Source organism: Leclercia sp. Colony189 (genome assembly GCF_009740165.1).
In the GTDB taxonomy this organism is placed as follows: Bacteria; Pseudomonadota; Gammaproteobacteria; order Enterobacterales; family Enterobacteriaceae; genus Enterobacter.
Map to the genome: position 1 here is coordinate 116209 of NZ_CP046557.1, position 19250 is coordinate 135458.

17 protein-coding genes are annotated in these 19250 nt (G+C 57.7%); 7 read left to right on the forward strand and 10 right to left on the reverse strand.

Annotated features, from left to right (window positions below):
* The first annotated feature begins 22 nt into the window (after positions 1 to 22).
* Positions 23 to 844, forward strand: a complete 822-nt coding sequence (gene cysE / locus GNG29_RS00580) for a serine O-acetyltransferase (RefSeq protein ID WP_103177740.1) — start codon at positions 23 to 25, stop codon at positions 842 to 844.
* A gap of 39 nt (positions 845 to 883) precedes the next feature.
* Here cysE and trmL read toward each other — a convergent pair whose 3' ends face one another.
* From trmL to GNG29_RS00620, 8 genes are all read right to left on the reverse strand, one after another.
* Positions 884 to 1357 carry a tRNA (uridine(34)/cytosine(34)/5-carboxymethylaminomethyluridine(34)-2'-O)-methyltransferase TrmL gene (gene trmL, locus GNG29_RS00585; RefSeq protein WP_103177741.1) on the reverse strand — a complete coding sequence of 158 codons (474 nt, stop codon included), beginning with the start codon at positions 1355 to 1357 and terminating at the stop codon, positions 884 to 886.
* An 86-nt stretch (positions 1358 to 1443) separates the two neighbouring features.
* Positions 1444 to 2631, reverse strand: a complete 1188-nt coding sequence (lldD, locus tag GNG29_RS00590) for an FMN-dependent L-lactate dehydrogenase LldD (RefSeq protein ID WP_103177742.1) — start codon at positions 2629 to 2631, stop codon at positions 1444 to 1446.
* A complete protein-coding gene (gene lldR / locus GNG29_RS00595; protein ID WP_114316219.1) occupies positions 2631 to 3401 on the reverse strand; it encodes a transcriptional regulator LldR in 771 nt (256 codons plus the stop codon). The genes lldD and lldR overlap by 1 nt, the downstream gene beginning before the upstream one ends.
* Positions 3398 to 5053 carry an L-lactate permease gene (gene lldP / locus GNG29_RS00600; protein WP_156653694.1) on the reverse strand — a complete coding sequence of 552 codons (1656 nt, stop codon included), beginning with the start codon at positions 5051 to 5053 and terminating at the stop codon, positions 3398 to 3400. The genes lldR and lldP overlap by 4 nt, the downstream gene beginning before the upstream one ends.
* Positions 5054 to 5324: 271 nt before the next feature.
* On the reverse strand, positions 5325 to 5687 hold the full coding sequence (locus tag GNG29_RS00605) for a YibL family ribosome-associated protein (protein WP_103177745.1): 363 nt from the start codon (positions 5685 to 5687) through the stop codon (positions 5325 to 5327).
* 59 nt (positions 5688 to 5746) lie between these two features.
* Positions 5747 to 6337 carry a mannitol operon repressor MtlR gene (gene mtlR / locus GNG29_RS00610; RefSeq protein ID WP_103177746.1) on the reverse strand — a complete coding sequence of 197 codons (591 nt, stop codon included), beginning with the start codon at positions 6335 to 6337 and terminating at the stop codon, positions 5747 to 5749.
* The gene (gene mtlD / locus GNG29_RS00615; RefSeq protein ID WP_103177747.1) at positions 6334 to 7482 is read right to left on the reverse strand and encodes a mannitol-1-phosphate 5-dehydrogenase; all 1149 of its coding nucleotides are present in this window, start codon (positions 7480 to 7482) and stop codon (positions 6334 to 6336) included. Before mtlD ends, mtlR begins: the two co-directional genes overlap by 4 nt.
* Before the next feature lie 110 nt (positions 7483 to 7592).
* Complete coding sequence (locus GNG29_RS00620) at positions 7593 to 9500, reverse strand: PTS mannitol transporter subunit IICBA (RefSeq protein WP_103177748.1); 1908 nt, start codon at positions 9498 to 9500, stop codon at positions 7593 to 7595.
* 658 nt (positions 9501 to 10158) lie between these two features.
* On the opposite strand from GNG29_RS00620, the gene GNG29_RS00625 reads away from it, so the two are divergent.
* From GNG29_RS00625 to selB, 5 genes are all read left to right on the forward strand, one after another.
* On the forward strand, positions 10159 to 10515 hold the full coding sequence (locus GNG29_RS00625) for a DUF3302 domain-containing protein (protein WP_156653695.1): 357 nt from the start codon (positions 10159 to 10161) through the stop codon (positions 10513 to 10515).
* A gap of 2 nt (positions 10516 to 10517) precedes the next feature.
* Positions 10518 to 11654: an HlyD family secretion protein gene (locus GNG29_RS00630; RefSeq protein WP_156653696.1), complete on the forward strand. Its 1137-nt coding sequence runs from the start codon at positions 10518 to 10520 to the stop codon at positions 11652 to 11654.
* Positions 11655 to 11747: 93 nt separating this feature from the next.
* Positions 11748 to 12356 (forward strand): glutathione S-transferase, encoded by a 609-nt coding sequence (locus GNG29_RS00635; protein WP_103177751.1) that lies wholly within the window; start codon positions 11748 to 11750, stop codon positions 12354 to 12356.
* Between the two features lie 103 nt (positions 12357 to 12459).
* Positions 12460 to 13845, forward strand: a complete 1386-nt coding sequence (gene selA / locus GNG29_RS00640) for an L-seryl-tRNA(Sec) selenium transferase (protein WP_103177752.1) — start codon at positions 12460 to 12462, stop codon at positions 13843 to 13845.
* Positions 13842 to 15698, forward strand: coding sequence for a selenocysteine-specific translation elongation factor (selB, locus tag GNG29_RS00645; RefSeq protein ID WP_156653697.1), 1857 nt, complete (start codon positions 13842 to 13844; stop codon positions 15696 to 15698). The genes selA and selB overlap by 4 nt, the downstream gene beginning before the upstream one ends.
* Here selB and GNG29_RS00650 read toward each other — a convergent pair.
* Positions 15695 to 16582 (reverse strand): ROK family protein, encoded by an 888-nt coding sequence (locus GNG29_RS00650; protein WP_103177754.1) that lies wholly within the window; start codon positions 16580 to 16582, stop codon positions 15695 to 15697. The two genes, selB and GNG29_RS00650, sit on opposite strands and share 4 nt — an antisense overlap.
* A gap of 166 nt (positions 16583 to 16748) precedes the next feature.
* Between GNG29_RS00650 and aldB the strand changes: the two genes are divergently transcribed.
* Positions 16749 to 18287, forward strand: a complete 1539-nt coding sequence (aldB, locus tag GNG29_RS00655) for an aldehyde dehydrogenase AldB (RefSeq protein ID WP_103177755.1) — start codon at positions 16749 to 16751, stop codon at positions 18285 to 18287.
* Here aldB and GNG29_RS00660 read toward each other — a convergent pair.
* The gene (locus GNG29_RS00660; RefSeq protein WP_156653698.1) at positions 18257 to 19246 is read right to left on the reverse strand and encodes a LysR family transcriptional regulator; all 990 of its coding nucleotides are present in this window, start codon (positions 19244 to 19246) and stop codon (positions 18257 to 18259) included. The genes aldB and GNG29_RS00660 overlap by 31 nt on opposite strands.
* Positions 19247 to 19250 lie beyond the last annotated feature (4 nt).

Sequence of the window (19250 nt, forward strand, 5' to 3'; positions counted from 1 at the left end):
ATTATTACGTCTGGAGTAAGCAATGCCGTGTGAAGAACTGGATATCGTCTGGAACAATATTAAAGCCGAAGCCCGGGCTCTGGCTGACTGTGAGCCCATGCTGGCCAGCTTCTACCACGCGACGCTACTCAAGCACGAAAATCTCGGCAGCGCCCTGAGCTATATGCTCGCCAATAAACTGGCTTCACCGATCATGCCGGCAATCGCCATCCGTGAAGTGGTGGAAGAGGCCTATGCGGCTGACCCGGAGATGATCGCCTCCGCCGCCTGCGATATTCAGGCGGTACGCAACCGCGACCCGGCGGTGGACAAATACTCCACGCCATTACTCTATCTGAAAGGTTTCCACGCCCTGCAGTCCTACCGTATCGGCCACTGGCTGTGGAACGAAGGTCGCCGCGCGCTGGCCATCTTCTTGCAGAATCAGGTCTCGGTGAGCTTCCAGGTGGATATTCACCCGGCGGCGAAGATTGGCCGCGGCATCATGCTCGACCACGCAACGGGTATTGTGGTGGGTGAAACGGCGGTGATTGAAAACGACGTCTCAATCCTGCAGTCCGTTACCCTGGGCGGGACCGGGAAAACCAGCGGTGACCGTCACCCGAAAATCCGTGAAGGGGTGATGATTGGCGCAGGCGCGAAGATCCTCGGCAACATCGAAGTCGGGCGCGGCGCGAAGATTGGCGCCGGTTCGGTGGTGCTGCAACCTGTCCCGCCGCATACCACCGCCGCAGGCGTCCCGGCACGTATCGTCGGCAAGCCAGACAGCGACAAGCCAGCGATGGATATGGATCAGTTCTTCAACGGCATCCACCATACCTTTGAGTATGGCGACGGGATTTAACCTGTAGGCCGGGTAAGCGAAGCGCCACCCGGCAAGAAATCAGCTACGTAATATCGCGCCAGGGTATCCCAGCTGGCGCCAGGCCTCATACACCACCACCGACACCGCGTTCGACAGGTTCATACTGCGGCTGTCCGGCATCATCGGAATACGAATTTTTTGTTCAGCAGGCAGGGCATCAAGAATGGTGGCTGGCAGGCCGCGCGTTTCCGGGCCAAACAGCAGATAGTCCCCCGGCTGATAGTTTACCGCGCTGTGAGCAGGTGTGCCTTTCGTCGTCAGGGCAAAGATCCGCTCCGGCTTTTCCGCGTCCATAAAGGCAGCCAGATCCTGATGGCGCACCACGGCGGTGAATTCGTGGTAATCCAGCCCGGCGCGGCGCAGGCGCTTGTCGTCCCACGTAAAGCCCATTGGCTCGATGATATGCAGACGGAACCCGGTATTGGCGCACAGGCGGATGATGTTGCCGGTATTAGGTGGAATTTCTGGTTCGAATAGAACGATGTTAAGCATGCTGCCCCCTTAAATAGCGCGGGCAGAATATCATCCCCTCTCCCCTTTGGGGAGAGGGTCAGGGTGAGGGATCAGACCGCACTCATCTACGCCGCGTTCCCCTGCGCCAGCGGCGCCAGCCCGGCAGGGAGTTTACTCAACTCCTGCACCAGCATCTCCTTGCTGATTTCCGGGATGGTTTTCGCTCCGGTGAGCGTCATCGCCACCTTCATCTCTTTCTCGATCAGGTTGAGCAGATTGGCAACGCCTGCCTGGCCGTGGGTCGCCAGCGCATACAGATAGGCTCGGCCCAGCAGGACGGTATCGGCCCCGAGGGCAATCATACGCACCACGTCCAGGCCGTTGCGGATGCCGGAGTCCGCCAGAATCGCGATATCGCCCTTAACCGCATCGGCAATGGCGGGCAGGGCGCGGGCCGAGGAGAGCACGCCGTCGAGCTGGCGGCCGCCGTGGTTCGACACCACAATCCCGTCGGCGCCGAAACGGACCGCATCGCGGGCATCTTCCGGATCGAGGATCCCTTTGATCACCATCGGACCATCCCAGAACTCGCGGATCCACTCCAGGTCTTTCCACGAGATGGACGGATCGAAGTTATTCGCCAGCCAGCCAATGTAATCTTCCAGCCCCGTCGGCTTACCCAGATAGGTGGAGATATTCCCCAGATCGTGCGGGCGGCCGTTGAGCCCCACATCCCACGCCCATTGCGGATGCGTTACCGCCTGCCAGTAGCGGCGCATCGCCGCATTCGCGCCGCTCATTCCGGAGTGAGCATCGCGATAGCGTGCGCCGGGGGTCGGCATGTCCACGGTAAAGACCAGGGTGGAACAGCCTGCCGCCTTCGCCCGCTCCAGCGCATTGCGCATAAAGCCGCGGTCGCGCAGGACGTACAGCTGGAACCACATCGGGCGCTTAATGGTGGGAGCCACCTCTTCAATCGGGCAGACGGAAACGGTTGAAAGCGTAAACGGAATGCCTTTCGCATCCGCGGCGGCGGCGGCCTGCACTTCACCCCGGCGGGCATACATGCCGCACAGCCCGACCGGGGCGAGGGCGACCGGCATGGAGAGCGTTTCATTGAACAGCTTCGTCTCAAGACTCAGGTCGGACATATTCTTCAGCACGCGCTGGCGCAGGGCCACTTCCGACAGGTCTTCCACGTTGCGACGCAGGGTGTACTCGGAATAGGCCCCTCCATCGATATAGTGAAACAGGAACGGTGGCAGGATGCGCTGGGCGGCGGCGCGATAGTCACTGGCTGCGGAAATGATCATCAGTTCTTCTCCCTGGAAATAACAGTATCGCCCGGTAGGCGGGTAATACGCGCCTGCCGGGCCTGATCTTCATCAAATTGTTTAATGGTGGTGTGGACGAAGCCCAGATGCGCCATCATCGCGGCGCGTGCGGCTTCGGCATCACCTGCCAGAATGGCGTTGAGGACCGCTTCGTGCTGCTCGGTCAGCCGGGCAAAAACCGGCGGCACCAGATACATGCGCTGGCGACTCTGCTTTACGGACGATTGCAGCAGGTCGAAGAAGCCGCGCATGGTCTGGAGCAACACGACATTGTGTGAGGCCTCGGCAATGGCCAGATGAAACCGGACGTCCGCCTGCGAGGCGATATCCGGATCGCTGCTTTGGGTGGCCTCGAAGCAGGCTTTGAGCTTCTCTTTATCCGCTTCGGTTGCCCGCATAGCCGCATGCCAGGCGGTGCTGGTTTCTATGGCGTGACGGGCTTCGAGGATGTCAAAGCTGTAGTCCGGGTCGTTCTCCATCAGAGTTTTCAATGGCTGAACAATGTTCTGCCCGGACCAGTCATCGTCCTGCCAGCGCACAAAGGTGCCGCCACCGCGACGGCTCACCAGCACCCCTTCGCTGACCAGGGTCGCCAGGGCTTCGCGCAGCGAGTTACGCGATACGCCAAGCCGGGCGGCAAGCTGGCGTTCGGCGGGCAACTTCATGCCCGCTTCCAGCTGCATCTCTTCAATCAGCGCCCGCACGCGAGTAGCAATCTCGTCGGACAGGCGTCTGGGCATCACTATCATGGGATCATCCAGGTTAAGACATAGGCCTGCAGGGTGGTGATGACCCCGACCATGCAGGTAAATATCAGGCTGTGTTTAACGGTAAAGCGGAACAGGTCGGACTCTTTCCCCACCAGGCCTACCGCCGCACAGGCAATGGCGATGGACTGCGGGGAGATCATCTTGCCGGTGACGCCCCCGGTGGTGTTGGCCGCCACCAGCAGAACATCCGACACGCCAATCTGCTGCGCGGCTGTCGCCTGCAGGGCCGCGAACAGGGCGTTCGATGAAGTATCTGACCCGGTCAGGAAGACCCCCAGCCAGCCGAGGAACGGCGAGAAGAAGGTGAAGGCTGAACCGGTATGGGCCAGCGCCAGGGCCAGCGTTGACGACAGGCCGGAGTAGTTCGAGATAAACGCGAACGCCAGCACCATGCCGATGGAGTAGATCGGCAGCATCAGCTCTTTAAGGGTCGCGGCAAAGGTCTGCACCGCGGCAACAGGCTTCATGCGCAGCCACACCACGGAAAGGAGGGCGGCAAACAGAATGGCGGTACCGGTGGCCGAGAACCAGTCGAACTTGAACACCGCCGCGTACGGCGTGGCGTCATGTACCACCGGCGGCATACGGGCAACCATCTTGTCGAGGAACGGCACGGAGATATTGACCACCATGTCATACAGCGCGCCGTTCGGAGCGAACAGGGCTTTAAACGGCGGGATACTCCACAGCGTCACGGTCGCGGTCAGGAACAGGAACGGCGACCAGGCGCGGACGATTTGTCCTGCGGTATAACCCGTGCGGGCCAGAGTCTGATCCACGTGCGAGGCGCCCATATCGGCAAAGCGGAAGATACGCACCGGCTGCCAGCGTTTCAGGAACAGCGTCAGGCAGACCAGCGAGACCAGGGAAGAGATAATGTCCGGCAGTTCCGGGCCAAGGAAGTTAGAGCTCAGGTACTGGGCGATGGCGAACGAGCCACCCGCGACCATTACCGCAGGCCAGGTCTCTTTAATGCCGCGCCAGCCGTCCATAATCGCCATGATCCAGAACAGCACGATAATGGTCAGGAACGGCAGCTGGCGGCCCACCATCTGGCCGATCTCGAAACTGTCCAGGCCGGTTACCTGCCCGGCCACCAGAATCGGAATGCCCATCGCACCAAACGCCACCGGCGCGGTGTTGACGATCAGGCACAGACCCGCGGCATAGAGCGGATTGAAGCCAAGACCGACCAGCAGGGCGGCGGTGATCGCCACCGGGGCACCAAATCCGGCAGCCCCTTCCAGGAACGCGCCGAAGGAGAAGCCGACAATCAGCATCTGCAGGCGCTGGTCCGGGGTGATGGAGAGGATCGACGAGCGGATAATGTCGAACTGCCCGGTCTTCACCGAGATTTTATAGACAAAGACCGCCGCAATGATGATCCAGGCGATGGGCCACAGGCCGTAGAAGAAGCCATACACCACCGAGGCCAGGGCGCGATCCACCGGCATTTTGTAGAAGAACAGCGCTACCAGCAGGGCGATGGCAACGGTGTACGTCGCCGCAAGGTAGCCCTTCAGCTTGAGCTTAATCAGCGCGAAGAAGAAGAACAGAATAGGTAGCGAGGCGATCAGGCTCGATAGCCAGATATTTCCTGCCGGATCGTAGTTTTGTTGCCAGAGGCTCATTGCAGGTCTCCCGAGGACCACACCTTCTGCGAGGCGGTGAGTCTGTGCTCATCTCTGCGTCACATTATGTGTAAAAGTGGTCCTGCCAATAGTGTGATGTAGGGTTAATGACAACAAATGGTTAACCAAATGTTATTGGTCGGCAATGTGTTTGTGAGCAAAGATTATAGAAATGTGAACCAGGGAAGGGTTGTTCAGTGAATTGGTAGGGCCAATGTGGAGAGGGAAGAAAGCGGTAGGCCGGGTCAGCATCGTGCCACCCGGCAAAAAATCAGAACTCGGTCTTGCTGAAACCCGTCATCTCTTTCAGACCCATTTCACGACCCAGTTCGGTCATCGGATGGACAACCACCAGGCCGCGCACGCTTTTCTTCAGCTTGCCCATATCTGCCTGTTCTTTCTTGGTGATCGCACGGCGGAACGGCAGCTTAGTGAGCTTTTGCGCCTCTTTGCTCAGCTTCTGGCTGTGCACGCTGCGCAGACGTTCGATCTCGGTTTCCAGCGTCGCTTTCTCTTTTTCCAGTTCGGCGTACTTCTCTGCGGCATCAACCAGAGAGAGGCTGGCCTGCTGGTGGCGGATCAGATCCAGACGATCGCTCAGACGTTTAATTTCACTCTTTTCGACTTCTTTCATAACAAATGGCTCTAAAAACAGGGGGAATTACCACAAAGGATACACGAATGTGCGCAGGCTTACTTCTGAAACGCTTTTTTTAAGCTGATTCGGGAAATCAGCTCGGTCAGGGAGAGTACCATGGTGGAGCGAACAATCTGCTGATAACGCTGTTTCTGCATGGCGTAAAGCTCAGGATCGCTGGTATCAAAATGCGGCGCCGGGGGCAGGGCGGTAACGCAATGCAGCTCGCCCAGCGGACCGAGGATCTCGTCGTCGGTAAACGAATAGTCGTTGCCGTCGTGATTGAGCTCCTCGCGCAACGCCATCAGCAGTTCCGCATCTTCATACTCGTGACGGCTGATGACGCCCAGGCCATAGATCAGTTTCAGACGTACAGATAAATCGCCCAAGGGGCCGTCACCGTCGAGCAACGGTTCAACTGCGTATTTCACTGCGTAGTCGTCTTTGCGAAACACCTGAAGCACCAGGATATTCACCGCCTCGGTTAATAACTCGACGGCGGATATCAGGAAACTTCGAACGGTTTTGCCAGCATTCAGACGCTCCAGCACACGGTTTTCAAAGGCCTGGGTTTGTTCCATTATTGCCTGCATATCTGACAATCTATCTTCCGGGCGCAGGATGACCTGCGCCAGTTCCTGCATCATTTGGTTGCGTTATAGTCGTTCACCGCCTCCACGACCACGTCGCTGTTGGCATCCAGACCGGATACCTGCGCCAGCGCGGCCTGTGGACCTTTCTCAGCAATTAACTGCGCCAGCTCCTGCGCCTGCGGATCTTCTTCGCTGCGGTAGTGCATCGCGGCGGCAATGCCTTTGACCAGGTTGGCGTGCGGCAGACCATATTCCAGGGTGCCGAGCAGCGGCTTAATCAGGCGATCGCCCGCACTCAGTTTGCGCAGCGGCTGACGGCCAACGCGCTCAACGTCATCTTTCAGATACGGGTTTTCAAAACGACCGAGGATTTTCTGAATGTATGCCGCGTGCTTATCGGCATCAAAACCGTAGCGTTTAATCAATACCGCGCCGCTCTCATCCATTGCACCTTTTACCACGGCGCGGACCTTCTCATCGAGAATGGCGTCACGAATGGTCTGATGACCGGCTAATTTACCGAGGTAGGCGGTTATAGCATGCCCGGTGTTCAGCGTGAAGAGCTTACGTTCGACAAATGCCATCAGGTTATCAGTTAATTCCATGCCAGCAATGTCAGGCAGTGGGCCTTTAAACTGGGTTTTGTCGACAATCCATTCGCTGAAGGTCTCGACGGTCACTTCCAGCGGATCGTGCGTGGCAGAGGCGGACGGTGGCACAATACGGTCTACGGCGGAATCAACAAAGCCAACGTGCTCTTCAACCCAGGCTTTATCTTCATCGGCTACCGCGGCCATCACGTGGCCTTTCAGCTGGCTGGTTCCACGCACCATGTTTTCACAGGCGATGATATTCAGCGGGGCGTCGTTACCCTGGGCCTTACGTTTGGCCAGACCTTTCGCCACCGCTGGCGCGATGCGCTCCAGCACCACCGGACCGACGGCGGTCGTCACCAGGTCAACCCCGGCAATCAGATCGATAACGTCGTCGCCAATGCTGCTGACCGCGTTGACGCCGGTCACGGTTTCAACCTGCTCGTTTTCGCCAACCACATGCACCTGATAGCTATGACGTGCATTCAGGGCATCAAGTACCGTCTGGTTGACATCGGCGAATGTCAGCGTAATGCCCGCGTCTGCCAGCAGTTTACCGATAAAGCCACGACCGATGTTACCTGCGCCAAAATGTAATGCTTTCATAGTATTAACCTTCATCAATGTTTTTACCCGAGAGGGCTGGGGTGAGGAACCACGCGAATTTCCCCTCACCCTAGCCCTCTCCCCAACGGGGAGAGGGAGGTTTGCTTAACTTACTTGTTCAGCAGCGCCAGAACTTCTTCTACGCTGGTGGTGTTAGCCAGACGTTCGATAACACTCTCATCGTCCAGGGCATTGGTCAGGCTGGTAATCACCTGAATGTGCTCGTTGTTACGGGCCGCGATACCAATTACCAGACGGGCGATGTCATCTTCTTCTTCACCGAAGCGCACGCCTGCCGGGTACTGACAGAACACCACGCCGGTTTTCAGAACGCGATCTTTCGCTTCAACCGTACCGTGCGGTACCGCAATGGATTCGCCCAGGTAGGTCGGGGTCAGTTTTTCACGTTCCAGCATCGCTTCAACATATTCTGGCTGAACGTAGCCGCCTTTCACCAGCTGCTCACCGGCAAAGCGAATCGCTTCTTCTTTATTGCTCGCGGTACGGCCAAGGAAGATGTTCTCTGCACCCAGACGGAACAGGTGGCTGTTGCTCTCGTCAAAGCTGTCCTGCAGGCTGGTACGCACTTTCACTTCGTTTTCTTCGTGACGCTGTGCCGCCACCAGGCGTTCGGTCAGGCTGGTATACAGGCCGCTGTCGAGGAAGTTGGTCAGCGAAATGTGCTGCGCCTGCGGTACCTGGCGCATCGCACGCTCGGTCAGGTCGCGGTGGGTGATGACCAGGTCAACATCCGGCGGCAGGCTGTTAATGGCGCTGTTGGTAACGGAGATCTGAGACAGACCGGCATCCGCCACTTTCTTACGCAGTACGCCTGCACCCATGGCGCTGGAGCCCATACCGGCGTCGCAGGCAACGATGATTTTACGAACATGGCTCAGGTCGTTAGAGACATCGCCCGCAGCCAGCGGCGTTGCGCCTTTAGACTGGGCTTTCATGTCCTGCATACGACGGGTTGCCGCTTCGATATCGTCTTCTTCTTTCACCTTGCTGGTTTTCAGCAGGATAGATGCCACGATGAAGGAGACTGCCATAGCTGCAAAGATTGCCGCGAGGTTAGCGAAGTAAGCACCTTTCGGGGTCATCGCCAGTACTGCCAGGATAGAACCCGGAGAAGCCGGAGAAACCAGACCGCCACCCAGCACGCTCAGGGTGAACACACCGGTCATACCGCCGAGGATAACGGCGAGGATCAGACGTGGGTTCATCAGCACGTACGGGAAGTAAATTTCGTGGATACCACCCAGGAAGTGGATGATTGCCGCACCGCCCGCAGACTGTTTCGCACTGCCACGACCGAAGAAGATGTACGCCAGCAGGATGCCCATACCTGGACCCGGGTTCGCTTCAATCAGGAAGAAGATAGACTTGCCGAGATCGTGAGACTGCTGAATACCCAGCGGTGAGAAGATACCGTGGTTGATGGCGTTGTTAAGGAACAGGATTTTCGCCGGTTCAACAAAGATGGACGCCAGCGGCAGCATGTCGTGGGCAACCATGAAGTTAACGCCCGCCGCCAGCAGTTTGGAAAGTACTTCAACTGCAGGGCCAATGCCGAGGAACGCCAGAATCGCCAGGATCATACCGATGATGCCGGCAGAGAAGTTGTTCACCAGCATTTCGAAGCCGGATTTGATCTTGCCATCAACCCAGACGTCAAATTTCTTAATTGCCCAGCCGCCCAGTGGACCGGCAATCATTGCGCCGAGGAACATCGGCATATCCGCACCGACAATAACACCCATGGTGGTGATAGCACCGACCACGCCGCCACGGTCACCGCCAACCAGACGACCACCGGTATAACCGATGAGCAGCGGCAGTAGATAGGTGATCATTGGGCCTACAAGTTTTGCCAGCGTTTCGTTAGGCAACCACCCTGTCGGAATAAATAACGCGGTGATGATACCCCACGCGATAAACGCGCCGATATTTGGCATCACCATGTTGCTGAGGAAACGACCAAAGCTTTGAACTTTGATCTTGAAATCGGATGACATAAAACACCCCTTCTTTTTGTTTACGCAGGCCTTCGGCCCGAGGTTTGTTGTGAATGCGGTGGCAGAGGTAGCCTGCACTGTTCTGATGTCGTGAAATCTGGCACTTAATTGTTTCACTGTCCAGATGGGCAAAATTTATGTGATCTGAGTCACGTAAATGTGGGGGGTGTGGTGAGGAATGGCGTGATGAATATCACAAAATTGATGTGTAAAAAAAATACAATGGACGTGAAAGCGGCAATATAGCCCCTTAAATGTGAAGTAAATCACATTTAGAAGTCGCGAGTTTGTTTCTGGAGTGTGATCAAAACCACAAAAAATTTTTATGCGGATTTCTCTGGATGTGATCGAAGACAACTTCTGCTTTGGCGAACAGCGCCAGGATGTAAGTCAACAACACTTATCGCCAAAATTAAATGTCTGTGATGTGGTGTGGCAAAAAGTTATAAGCTAAAGTAATCCATATTGTAAATTTAAGTCTATTATTATTCAGGATATATTTTGTCACGCTTATAAACTTGCATGGAGATATAACGAAAAACCATACTCCCCGGCTCTGAAATATTAATATCACGATCGTGTACTTACCAGTGAATTAATATGCTTGCTTACCATTTAATTACTTAAATGAGTTGTTGATTTATTTAGCGAGGCAAATATGTTTCTCAACTATTTTGCGCTGGGTGTGTTGATTTTTGTTTTCCTGGTTCTTTTCTATGGAATCATCGCTATCCATGACATTCCTTATAATATGGCCAAAAAGCGCAACCATCCTCATGCCGATGCGATCCATACGGCGGGATGGATAAGCCTGTTTACGCTCCATGCCATCTGGCCATTTTTGTGGATTTGGGCCACGCTCTACCAGCCAGAGCGCGGCTGGGGAATGCAGAACCACATTCAGCCCCCGGACCGTAGCCCCGACGTAGATGCGCTGGCGAAGCGCGTAGCCGAGCTGGAACAAAAACTGGCCGCCGTGCCGCCCGTTGCTGACAATAATACGCCGGAGCGATAATCATGGATCTGTTGATCATATTGACCTATGTCGCGTTTGCATGGGCCATCTTTAAAATATTCCGTATCCCGGTAAACCAGTGGACGCTGGCGACCGCAACGTTAGGCGGCGTATTTATCGTGGCCGGCCTTATTTTATTAATGAACTATAACCACCCCTATACGTTTACAGCGCAGAAAGCGGTTATCTCAATTCCGATTACGCCGCAGGTTACAGGGGTAGTAACCGAAGTGACCGATAAAAATAACCAGCTCATTAAAAAGGGCGAAGTGTTATTTAAAATCGACCCGGGCAGGTATAAAGCGCGCGTCGATCGGCTCCAGGCCGACCTGGTGACGGCGACACACAATATTGATGTTCTGAAAGCCCAGCTTACGGAAGCACAATCGAATACCACCCGCGTCTCCGCCGAGCGTGACCGTCTGTTCAAAGACTATCAGCGTTATGTGAAAGGCAGCCGGGCGAAGGTGAATCCGTTCTCTGAAAGCGACATCGATAACGCGCGGCAAAACTACCTGGCGCAGGACGCCATGGTGAAGGCGTCGGTGGCGGAACAGGTGCAGATCCAGAGCCAGTTAGAAAGCATGTCTAACGGCGAACAGTCGCAAATCGCCTCTCTGCGCGCCCAGCTGGCCGAAGCCACCTACAACCTGGACCAGACCATCATCCGGGCGCCGAGCAACGGCTACATCACCCAGGTGCTGATTCGTCCGGGGACCTATGCGGCTTCACTGCCGCTGCGTCCGGTGATGGTGTTCATTCCTGAGCAGAAACGGCAGATTGTGGCGCAGTTCCGCCAGAACTCGTTGCTGCGTCTGAAACCGGGCGATGAAGCTGAAGTGGTATTCAACGCCCTGCCGGGCCAGGTGTTCTCTGGCAAGCTCACCAGCATTCTGCCGGTGGTGCCGGGCGGTTCTTACCAGGCGCAGGGCTCGCTGCAGTCCCTGACGGTAGTGCCGGGTACCGACGGCGTGCTGGGCACCATTGAACTGGAGCCGAACGCCGACGTGGACGCTCTGCCTGACGGTATCTATGCCCAGGTGGCGGTTTACTCCGATCACTTCTCGCATGTTTCCGTGATGCGTAAGGTCCTGTTGCGTATGACCAGCTGGATGCACTACCTCTATCTCGACCATTAATCCTCTGAAAGGCAGGCATGCGCGATGCATCGCCTGCCTTTTTTCTTTGCCTGAGCCATACTTATGCTTTTGTTGGCGGATAAGGAGCAGGCAATGAAACTCATCGGCAGTTATACCAGTCCCTTTGTACGTAAAATCTCCATTCTCCTGCTGGAGAAAGGCATCACTTTTGAATTTGTTAATGAACAGCCCTATCAGGCTGAAAGCGGTGTCGCGCAGTACAATCCCCTGGGCAAAGTCCCGGCGCTGGTAACCGATGACGGTGAACACTGGTTCGATTCCCCCATCATTGCCAGCTATATCGAACTGCTGGATATCGCCCCGGCGATGATCCCCCGTGAACCGAAAGCGGCGCTGGCTATCCGGCAAATCGAGGCGCTGGCGGATGGGATCATGGATGCGGCGTTAGCCTCCGTGCGTGAACAGGCCCGCCCGGCGGCGCAGCAATCCGAGACCGAGCTGCTGCGCCAGCGCGAGAAAATCGCTCGCAGTCTCGATCATTGTGAGCAGCTGATCCGCGACGGGAAAATTGCCACCGACAGCGTCAATCTGGCGACCATCGCCATCGCCTGCGCCATCGGCTACCTCAATTTCCGCCGGGTTTCACCGGGCTGGTGCGTCGATCGTCCGCAGCTGGTTAAGCTGGCGGAAACCCTCTTCCAGCGCGAAAGTTTCGCCCGTACCGAACCGCCAAAGGCTTGATGTCGTCGATAACACTTCCTTGCCGGACGCGTTACAATCGCTCCTGACATTGACTCCCTCTCCCGTCGGGAGGGGGGAAAATACCTAACCGTCAGGCATATTCATGACTACTCAGCACGCTCTCTACAGCCAACTCCCCGCGACCGATCGTCTGCTTCGCGATGCCCGTCTTACTGCCATTATTGCCCGGTTTGGTCACAGCCGAACGGTGGAGACCTTGCGTCTGTTACAGGACGAAGCCCGCGCCGGGATCCGCGCCGACAACCGCCTGCCTGCCTGGTGCGACGACTGGCCCCAGGAGACCGAAAAGCGGCTGGCGCAGGATGACGCCACGGGCCTGCGCCCGGTCATCAACCTGACGGGCACCGTGCTGCATACCAATCTGGGGCGCGCGCTGCTGGCAGAGGAGGCGGTTGCCGCGGTCACCCAGGCGATGCAGGTGCCAGTGACCCTGGAGTACGATCTCGACGGTGCCGGACGCGGCCACCGCGACCGCGCGCTGGCGGCGCTGCTGTGCCAGCTCACCGGGGCGGAAGATGCCTGCATTGTGAATAACAACGCTGCGGCGGTGCTGCTGATGCTGGCCGCGACGGCAAGCGGTAAAGAGGTGGTGGTCTCCCGCGGTGAGCTGGTGGAGATTGGCGGCGCGTTTCGCATCCCGGATGTGATGACCCAGGCCGGGTGCCAGCTTCGCGAGGTGGGCACCACCAACCGTACCCACGACCGGGATTACGCCGCAGCCATCAATGAAAACACCGCTCTGCTGATGAAGGTGCATACCAGTAACTACCACATCGAAGGCTTTACTCATGCCGTCGACGAAGCCGAGCTGGTGCGCATCGGACAGGAGAAAGAGGTGCCGGTGGTCGTCGATCTGGGCAGCGGTTCGCTGGTGGATCTCAGCCGCTATGGCCTGCCGAAAGAGCCGATGCCCCAGGCGCTGATTGCCGCCGGTGTCAGCCTGGTGAGCTTCTCGGGGGATAAGCTGTTAGGCGGTCCGCAGGCGGGGATTATTGTCGGTAAGCGCGAGCTGATTGCCAGATTGCAACAGCATCCACTGAAACGCGCCCTGCGGGCGGATAAAATGACCCTCGCCGCGCTGGAGGCGACCTTGCGCCTCTATCTTCATCCGGAGACGCTGGCCGAACGGCTGCCGACGCTGCGCCTGTTGAGCCGCGATGCCGCCTCCATTCACCGTCAGGGGGAGCGGCTGCTGACAGACATTGCTGCACACTACCCTGACTTCGAGGTGCGGGTGGAAGATTGCCTGTCGCAGCCGGGCAGCGGGTCGCTGCCGGTGGATCGTCTGCCCGGCGCGGCACTGACCTTTACCCCGCGTGACGGGCGCGGCGGCCAGCTGGACGCGCTGGCATTGCGCTGGCGCTCGCTGCCCGTGCCGGTGCTCGGACGGATCAAGGACGGGCGCCTGTGGCTGGATTTACGTTGCCTGGAAGATGAAGCACTGTTTCTGGAGATGTTGTTGAAATGATTATTGCCACTGCCGGTCATGTTGACCATGGCAAAACGACGTTGTTGCAGGCGATCACCGGCGTCAACGCCGACCGACTGCCGGAAGAGAAAAAGCGCGGTATGACCATCGATCTGGGTTATGCCTACTGGCCGCAGCCGGATGGCCGGGTGCTGGGGTTTATTGACGTGCCGGGGCACGAAAAGTTTTTATCCAACATGCTGGCGGGGGTGGGCGGTATCGATCACGCCCTGCTGGTGGTGGCCTGTGATGACGGGGTGATGGCGCAGACGCGCGAGCATCTGCAGATCCTCAGTCTGACCGGCAACCCGCAGCTGACGGTGGCGCTGACCAAAGCCGATCGCGTCGATGAGGAGCGGGTGGAGGCGGTGCGCGAGGAGGTGCTGGCGACCCTGCGCGATTATGGCTTCGCGGATGCCACGCTGTTTGTCACCGTCGCCACCGAAGGGCGGGGAATCGATGCCCTGCGCGATCATCTGCAACAGCTCCCTGAGCGCGCCCATGCTGACCATCACCGTTTTCGGCTGGCTATCGACCGCGCCTTTACCGTGAAAGGGGCGGGGCTGGTGGTGACCGGCACGGCGCTGTCTGGCGAGGTGCGGGTGGGTGACAGCCTGTGGCTGACCGGGGTTAACAAGCCGGTACGTATTCGCGGGTTGCACGCGCAGAATCAGCCTGTCGAACAGGCGCACGCCGGACAGCGTATTGCCCTGAACCTGGTGGGTGATACGGAAAAAGCTGAGCTGAACCGCGGCGACTGGCTGCTGGCCGGGACGCCGCCGGAGCCGGCCACGCGGGTGATTGTCTCCCTGCAGAGCGATGTACCGCTCGCGCAGTGGCAGCCGCTGCATATTCACCATGCCGCCAGCCACGTGACGGGACGTGTCTCGCTGCTGGAGGGGGCGCTGGCGGAGCTGGTCTTTGACACCCCTCTGTGGCTGGCCGACAACGATCGGCTGGTGCTGCGCGATATTTCTGCCCGCGTCACCCTGGCCGGGGCGCGGGTCGTGACGCTTAATCCCCCGCGTCGCGGAAAGCGTAAGCCGGAGTACCTGAACTGGCTGGCGACGCTTGAGACGGCGACGGATGACCGCAGCGCCCTGCTGGCGCACCTGGAGCGTGGGGCGGTGAATCTGGATGACTTTGGCTGGGCACGCCAGCTCAGCGGAGAAGGACTGCGTCAGCTGACGCAGCAGCCGACGTTCATCCAGGCCGGAAACAGTCTGTTAAACACCCCGGTTGCCGCACGCTGGCAGCGTAAAATTCTCGATGTGCTGGCAATCTATCATCAGCAGCATCAGGATGAACCTGGCCCCGGGCGCGAGCGCCTGCGTCGCATGGCGCTGCCGATGGAGGATGAAGCCCTGGTGCTGCTGCTGATCGAGCGGATGCGCGAGAGCGGGGAGCTACACAGCTACCACGGCTGGCTGCATCTGCCGGATCATAAAGCGGGCTTTACCCCGGAGCAGCAGGCCGTCTGGCAAAAAGCGCAGGCGCTGTTCCGCGACGACCCCTGGTGGGTACGCGACCTGGCGCGTGAAACCGCCACTGACGAACAGACCATGCGTCAGGTGCTGAAGCATGCGGCGCAGCAGGGGCTGATCACCGCGATCGTCAAAGACCGTTACTATCGCCACGATCGCATCGTCACCTTTGCGAATCTGATCCGGGCGCTGGATAGCGAGCGCGGCTCCACCTGCGCGGCGGATTTCCGCGATCGGCTGAACGTCGGGCGTAAACTGGCGATCCAGATCCTGGAGTATTTCAACCGCATTGGCTTTACCCGCCGTCGCGGTAACGATCATCTCCTGCGTGACGCGCAGCTCTTTACCGGCGAGTCGCCGCAGCCTTAAGTCTCGCTTCTGGCAAGTTTCTGTTTTGCCAGCCATACGGCTCCCAGCCTGCCCGCCTGGTTACCCAACTGGCAGGGCAGGATGGGCACCTGCAGCGCCTCCCACTCTTCAAAGGTCTGCAGGTGTCTGTCGAGCAGCTTATAAATTTTCTCCTGCTCGCTGATGCCGCCGCCAATCAGCACCACCTGCGGATCAAACATGGAGATGACGCTGTAGACTCCGCGGGCCAGAAACAGGGCCCACTCTTCGACGGCTTCGCGCAGATGCAGGTCGTTCTCCATACGCTCGAACAGCTCTTCGCCTTTCGGCATCTCCTCTTCGGAGACGGCCAGCGCCCGGCGGCAGGTCTCCATCAGCCCTTTGGCCGAGGCGACGATATGCATCCCTTCGCCGTTCTTGCCGACCGGGATCACCCCGAATTCCCCGGCGCGGTGGTGCGAGCCGCGCCAGAGATCGCCCTCCACCACAATGCCGCCGCCGATCCCGGTACCGAGCGTAATGCAGACAAAGTTTTCATATTCACGCCCCGCGCCGCGCCAGCGTTCGCCCAGCGCAGCGCAGTTGGCGTCATTCTCGGCGATAACCGGCAGGTCCGTCAGCTCTGAGAAAAGCGCATACAGGTTGACGTTGTCCAGATAGTCGAGCGCGCCCGCCTTTGCGGCTTCGCCGGTATGGGTATTGATGTGGCCAGGAAAACTCACGCCGATAGCCGCGATCTCGTGTTCATTCTGGTAAGCCTCGACCACCTCGCGCCACTGTTGCTTAAAGCTCTCCTCATCCTCTGGGGTATCAAACTGATCGGTAGCGATTTCGTTGCCGTTCTCGTCGATCACGCCGTGTTTAATGTGGGTTCCGCCCACGTCAAAGCCGATAAAAAGCCGCATTTATCCTTACCTCCGCCCGGGTTGTGCGCTTTAAGTATGGCTCAGCGCCGAAAACCAAACGTAAAGTAAGGTAATGCGTGAAGGGGCTCGCAAAGCAGGCGACGACTGGCGATGTTTTCACCGCCGCGGTCTACCTTTGAAAGACACTACACACAAGGAGACAGTCATGACGAATAACCCTCCATCAGCACGTATCCTGCCTGGCGAATATGGTTTTCCTCTCAAACTTAAAGCCCGTTATGACAACTTTATCGGCGGCGACTGGGTTCCTCCGGCCGACGGCGACTATTATCAGAACCTCACCCCGGTGACCGGCCAGCCGCTGTGCGAGATCGCCAGCTCCGGGAAACGCGATATCGACCTGGCGCTGGATGCCGCCCATAAAGCGAAAGAGAAGTGGGCGCACACCTCGGTACAGGATCGCGCGGCGATCCTGTTCAAAATCGCCGATCGTATGGAGCAGAATCTGGAGCTTTTAGCCACGGCGGAAACCTGGGACAACGGTAAACCGATCCGCGAAACCATGGCCGCCGACGTGCCGCTGGCTATCGACCATTTCCGCTACTTCGCCTCCTGTATTCGTGCGCAGGAAGGGGGGATCAGCGAGGTGGACAAAGATACCGTGGCCTATCACTTCCATGAGCCGCTGGGTGTGGTCGGACAGATCATTCCGTGGAACTTCCCGCTGTTGATGGCCGCCTGGAAAATGGCGCCCGCGCTGGCGGCAGGCAACTGTGTGGTACTGAAACCGGCGCGCTTAACCCCGCTGTCGATCCTGCTGCTGATGGAAGTGGTGGGCGACCTGCTCCCGCCGGGTGTCGTGAACGTGGTCAACGGTGCGGGCGGGGAGATTGGTGAATATCTGGCGACCTCCAAACGGATCGCCAAGGTGGCCTTTACCGGCTCCACCGAAGTGGGCCAGCAGATCATGCAGTACGCCACCCAGAACATCATCCCGGTCACGCTGGAGCTGGGCGGAAAATCCCCGAACATCTTCTTCGCCGATGTGATGGATGAAGAGGATGCCTTCTTTGACAAGGCGCTGGAAGGATTTGCGCTTTTTGCCTTCAACCAGGGTGAAGTCTGTACCTGTCCAAGCCGGGCGTTGGTGCAGGAGTCCATTTACGAACGCTTTATGGAGCGCGCCATCCGCCGCGTGGAGTCGATCCGCAGCGGTAACCCGCTGGACAACGGTACCCAGATGGGGGCCCAGGTTTCCCACGGGCAGCTGGAGACGATCCTCAACTACATTGATATCGGTAAGAAAGAGGGGGCGGATATCTTAACCGGCGGGCGGCGCAAGATGCTGGACGGGGAGCTGAAAGAGGGTTACTACCTTGAGCCGACCATCCTGTCCGGTAAAAACAACATGCGCGTCTTCCAGGAGGAGATCTTTGGCCCGGTGCTGGCGGTGACTACCTTCAAAACCATGGAGGAGGCGCTGGAGCTGGCCAACGATACCCAGTATGGCCTGGGCGCAGGCGTCTGGAGCCGCAACGGCAATCTGGCCTATCAGATGGGACGCGGGATCCAGGCAGGACGCGTATGGACCAACTGCTATCACGCTTATCCGGCCCATGCCGCGTTTGGCGGATATAAACAGTCGGGTATTGGCCGCGAAACGCACAAGATGATGCTGGAACATTACCAGCAGACCAAGTGCCTGCTGGTGAGCTACTCCGACAAGCCGCTCGGGCTGTTCTGACCCTTCAGCGCAGGTCGCCGCTGGGTGGCCTGCGCTATCTGCTTACGCAGGGTATTCAGCACGCCGTCGAGTACATACTGCACCCGCCACGGTTGATAGTCACGTTTACGGAAGATAGCCACCAGATCCAGCCACCACTCCTCCTGATGCGCGAAGCAGGGCACCAGAACACCCTGTTCGATCTCTTTCTGCAGGCTCTGTTTAGGCGCAAAAACGATCCCCAGATGATTGCGCGCCAGCTCCAGTGCCGTCTGGGTGTTGTCGCAAATATAGTTCCCGGTGACTTTATAGTCATGTATCTGATTGCTGTGATTCGCGCGGAAACGCCAGATGTTGGCATCGTCGATAACCATTGAATCAATAAGAATGCAGGAGTGATTAATTAAATCTTCAGGAGAACTAATAGGGTGCTTTTTAATATATTCCGGGGTGGCGAAAGCGGTAACCGAATATTTGGTTAAGGTCGTGGCGACCAGAGTTTCATCTTTGGGTTGGGCATAGGTAATTAAAATATCACAATCGTCGGGGAACACGACGCCTTCGAGAAACTCGCTGCCATTCAGGTTATAGGTTTTCAGGCTAATGCGAATATCGCCAATATTGTCGATCTCATGAATCACATGGCGGGCCAGCCAGGTAATGATACCCGTTGGCCCGTAAATAGTCACTTTACCGCGTTTTTCATGCTTATAATCTGCAATAAAATTAACCAGTTGCTCGTTCTTTTCCAGCGAAGCGTTGATAAAGGGCAGCAGTGACTGGCCAAACTGGGTCAGCGCCAGATGACGGGTGGTGCGCTCGAAAATCTTCAGCCCGACGCGAGTTTCGAAATCCGAGAGATATTTACTGACGTTGGCCTGGGCCATACCCAACAACGCGGCAGCATCTCCAATGCTGTGAGTGGCGGCAATGACGGAAATAATTTTTAATTCGCGCGGTTTGATTTGCAGCTTGTGCATTGCC

What these genes read in the sequence shown, in the direction of transcription:
- GNG29_RS00625 (WP_156653695.1), top strand. Translation starts at nt 10,159, where the DNA reads ATGTTTCTCAACTATTTTGCGCTGGGTGTGTTGATTTTTGTTTTCCTG.
- GNG29_RS00630 (WP_156653696.1), top strand. Translation starts at nt 10,518, where the DNA reads ATGGATCTGTTGATCATATTGACCTATGTCGCGTTTGCATGGGCCATC.
- GNG29_RS00605 (WP_103177745.1), bottom strand. Translation starts at nt 5,687, where the DNA reads ATGAAAGAAGTCGAAAAGAGTGAAATTAAACGTCTGAGCGATCGTCTG.
- lldR (WP_114316219.1), bottom strand. Translation starts at nt 3,401, where the DNA reads ATGATAGTGATGCCCAGACGCCTGTCCGACGAGATTGCTACTCGCGTG.
- lldP (WP_156653694.1), bottom strand. Translation starts at nt 5,053, where the DNA reads ATGAGCCTCTGGCAACAAAACTACGATCCGGCAGGAAATATCTGGCTA.
- selA (WP_103177752.1), top strand. Translation starts at nt 12,460, where the DNA reads ATGACTACTCAGCACGCTCTCTACAGCCAACTCCCCGCGACCGATCGT.
- lldD (WP_103177742.1), bottom strand. Translation starts at nt 2,631, where the DNA reads ATGATCATTTCCGCAGCCAGTGACTATCGCGCCGCCGCCCAGCGCATC.
- aldB (WP_103177755.1), top strand. Translation starts at nt 16,749, where the DNA reads ATGACGAATAACCCTCCATCAGCACGTATCCTGCCTGGCGAATATGGT.
- GNG29_RS00635 (WP_103177751.1), top strand. Translation starts at nt 11,748, where the DNA reads ATGAAACTCATCGGCAGTTATACCAGTCCCTTTGTACGTAAAATCTCC.
- trmL (WP_103177741.1), bottom strand. Translation starts at nt 1,357, where the DNA reads ATGCTTAACATCGTTCTATTCGAACCAGAAATTCCACCTAATACCGGC.
- mtlD (WP_103177747.1), bottom strand. Translation starts at nt 7,482, where the DNA reads ATGAAAGCATTACATTTTGGCGCAGGTAACATCGGTCGTGGCTTTATC.
- GNG29_RS00620 (WP_103177748.1), bottom strand. Translation starts at nt 9,500, where the DNA reads ATGTCATCCGATTTCAAGATCAAAGTTCAAAGCTTTGGTCGTTTCCTC.
- GNG29_RS00660 (WP_156653698.1), bottom strand. Translation starts at nt 19,246, where the DNA reads ATGCACAAGCTGCAAATCAAACCGCGCGAATTAAAAATTATTTCCGTC.
- GNG29_RS00650 (WP_103177754.1), bottom strand. Translation starts at nt 16,582, where the DNA reads ATGCGGCTTTTTATCGGCTTTGACGTGGGCGGAACCCACATTAAACAC.
- cysE (WP_103177740.1), top strand. Translation starts at nt 23, where the DNA reads ATGCCGTGTGAAGAACTGGATATCGTCTGGAACAATATTAAAGCCGAA.
- selB (WP_156653697.1), top strand. Translation starts at nt 13,842, where the DNA reads ATGATTATTGCCACTGCCGGTCATGTTGACCATGGCAAAACGACGTTG.
- mtlR (WP_103177746.1), bottom strand. Translation starts at nt 6,337, where the DNA reads ATGATGCAGGAACTGGCGCAGGTCATCCTGCGCCCGGAAGATAGATTG.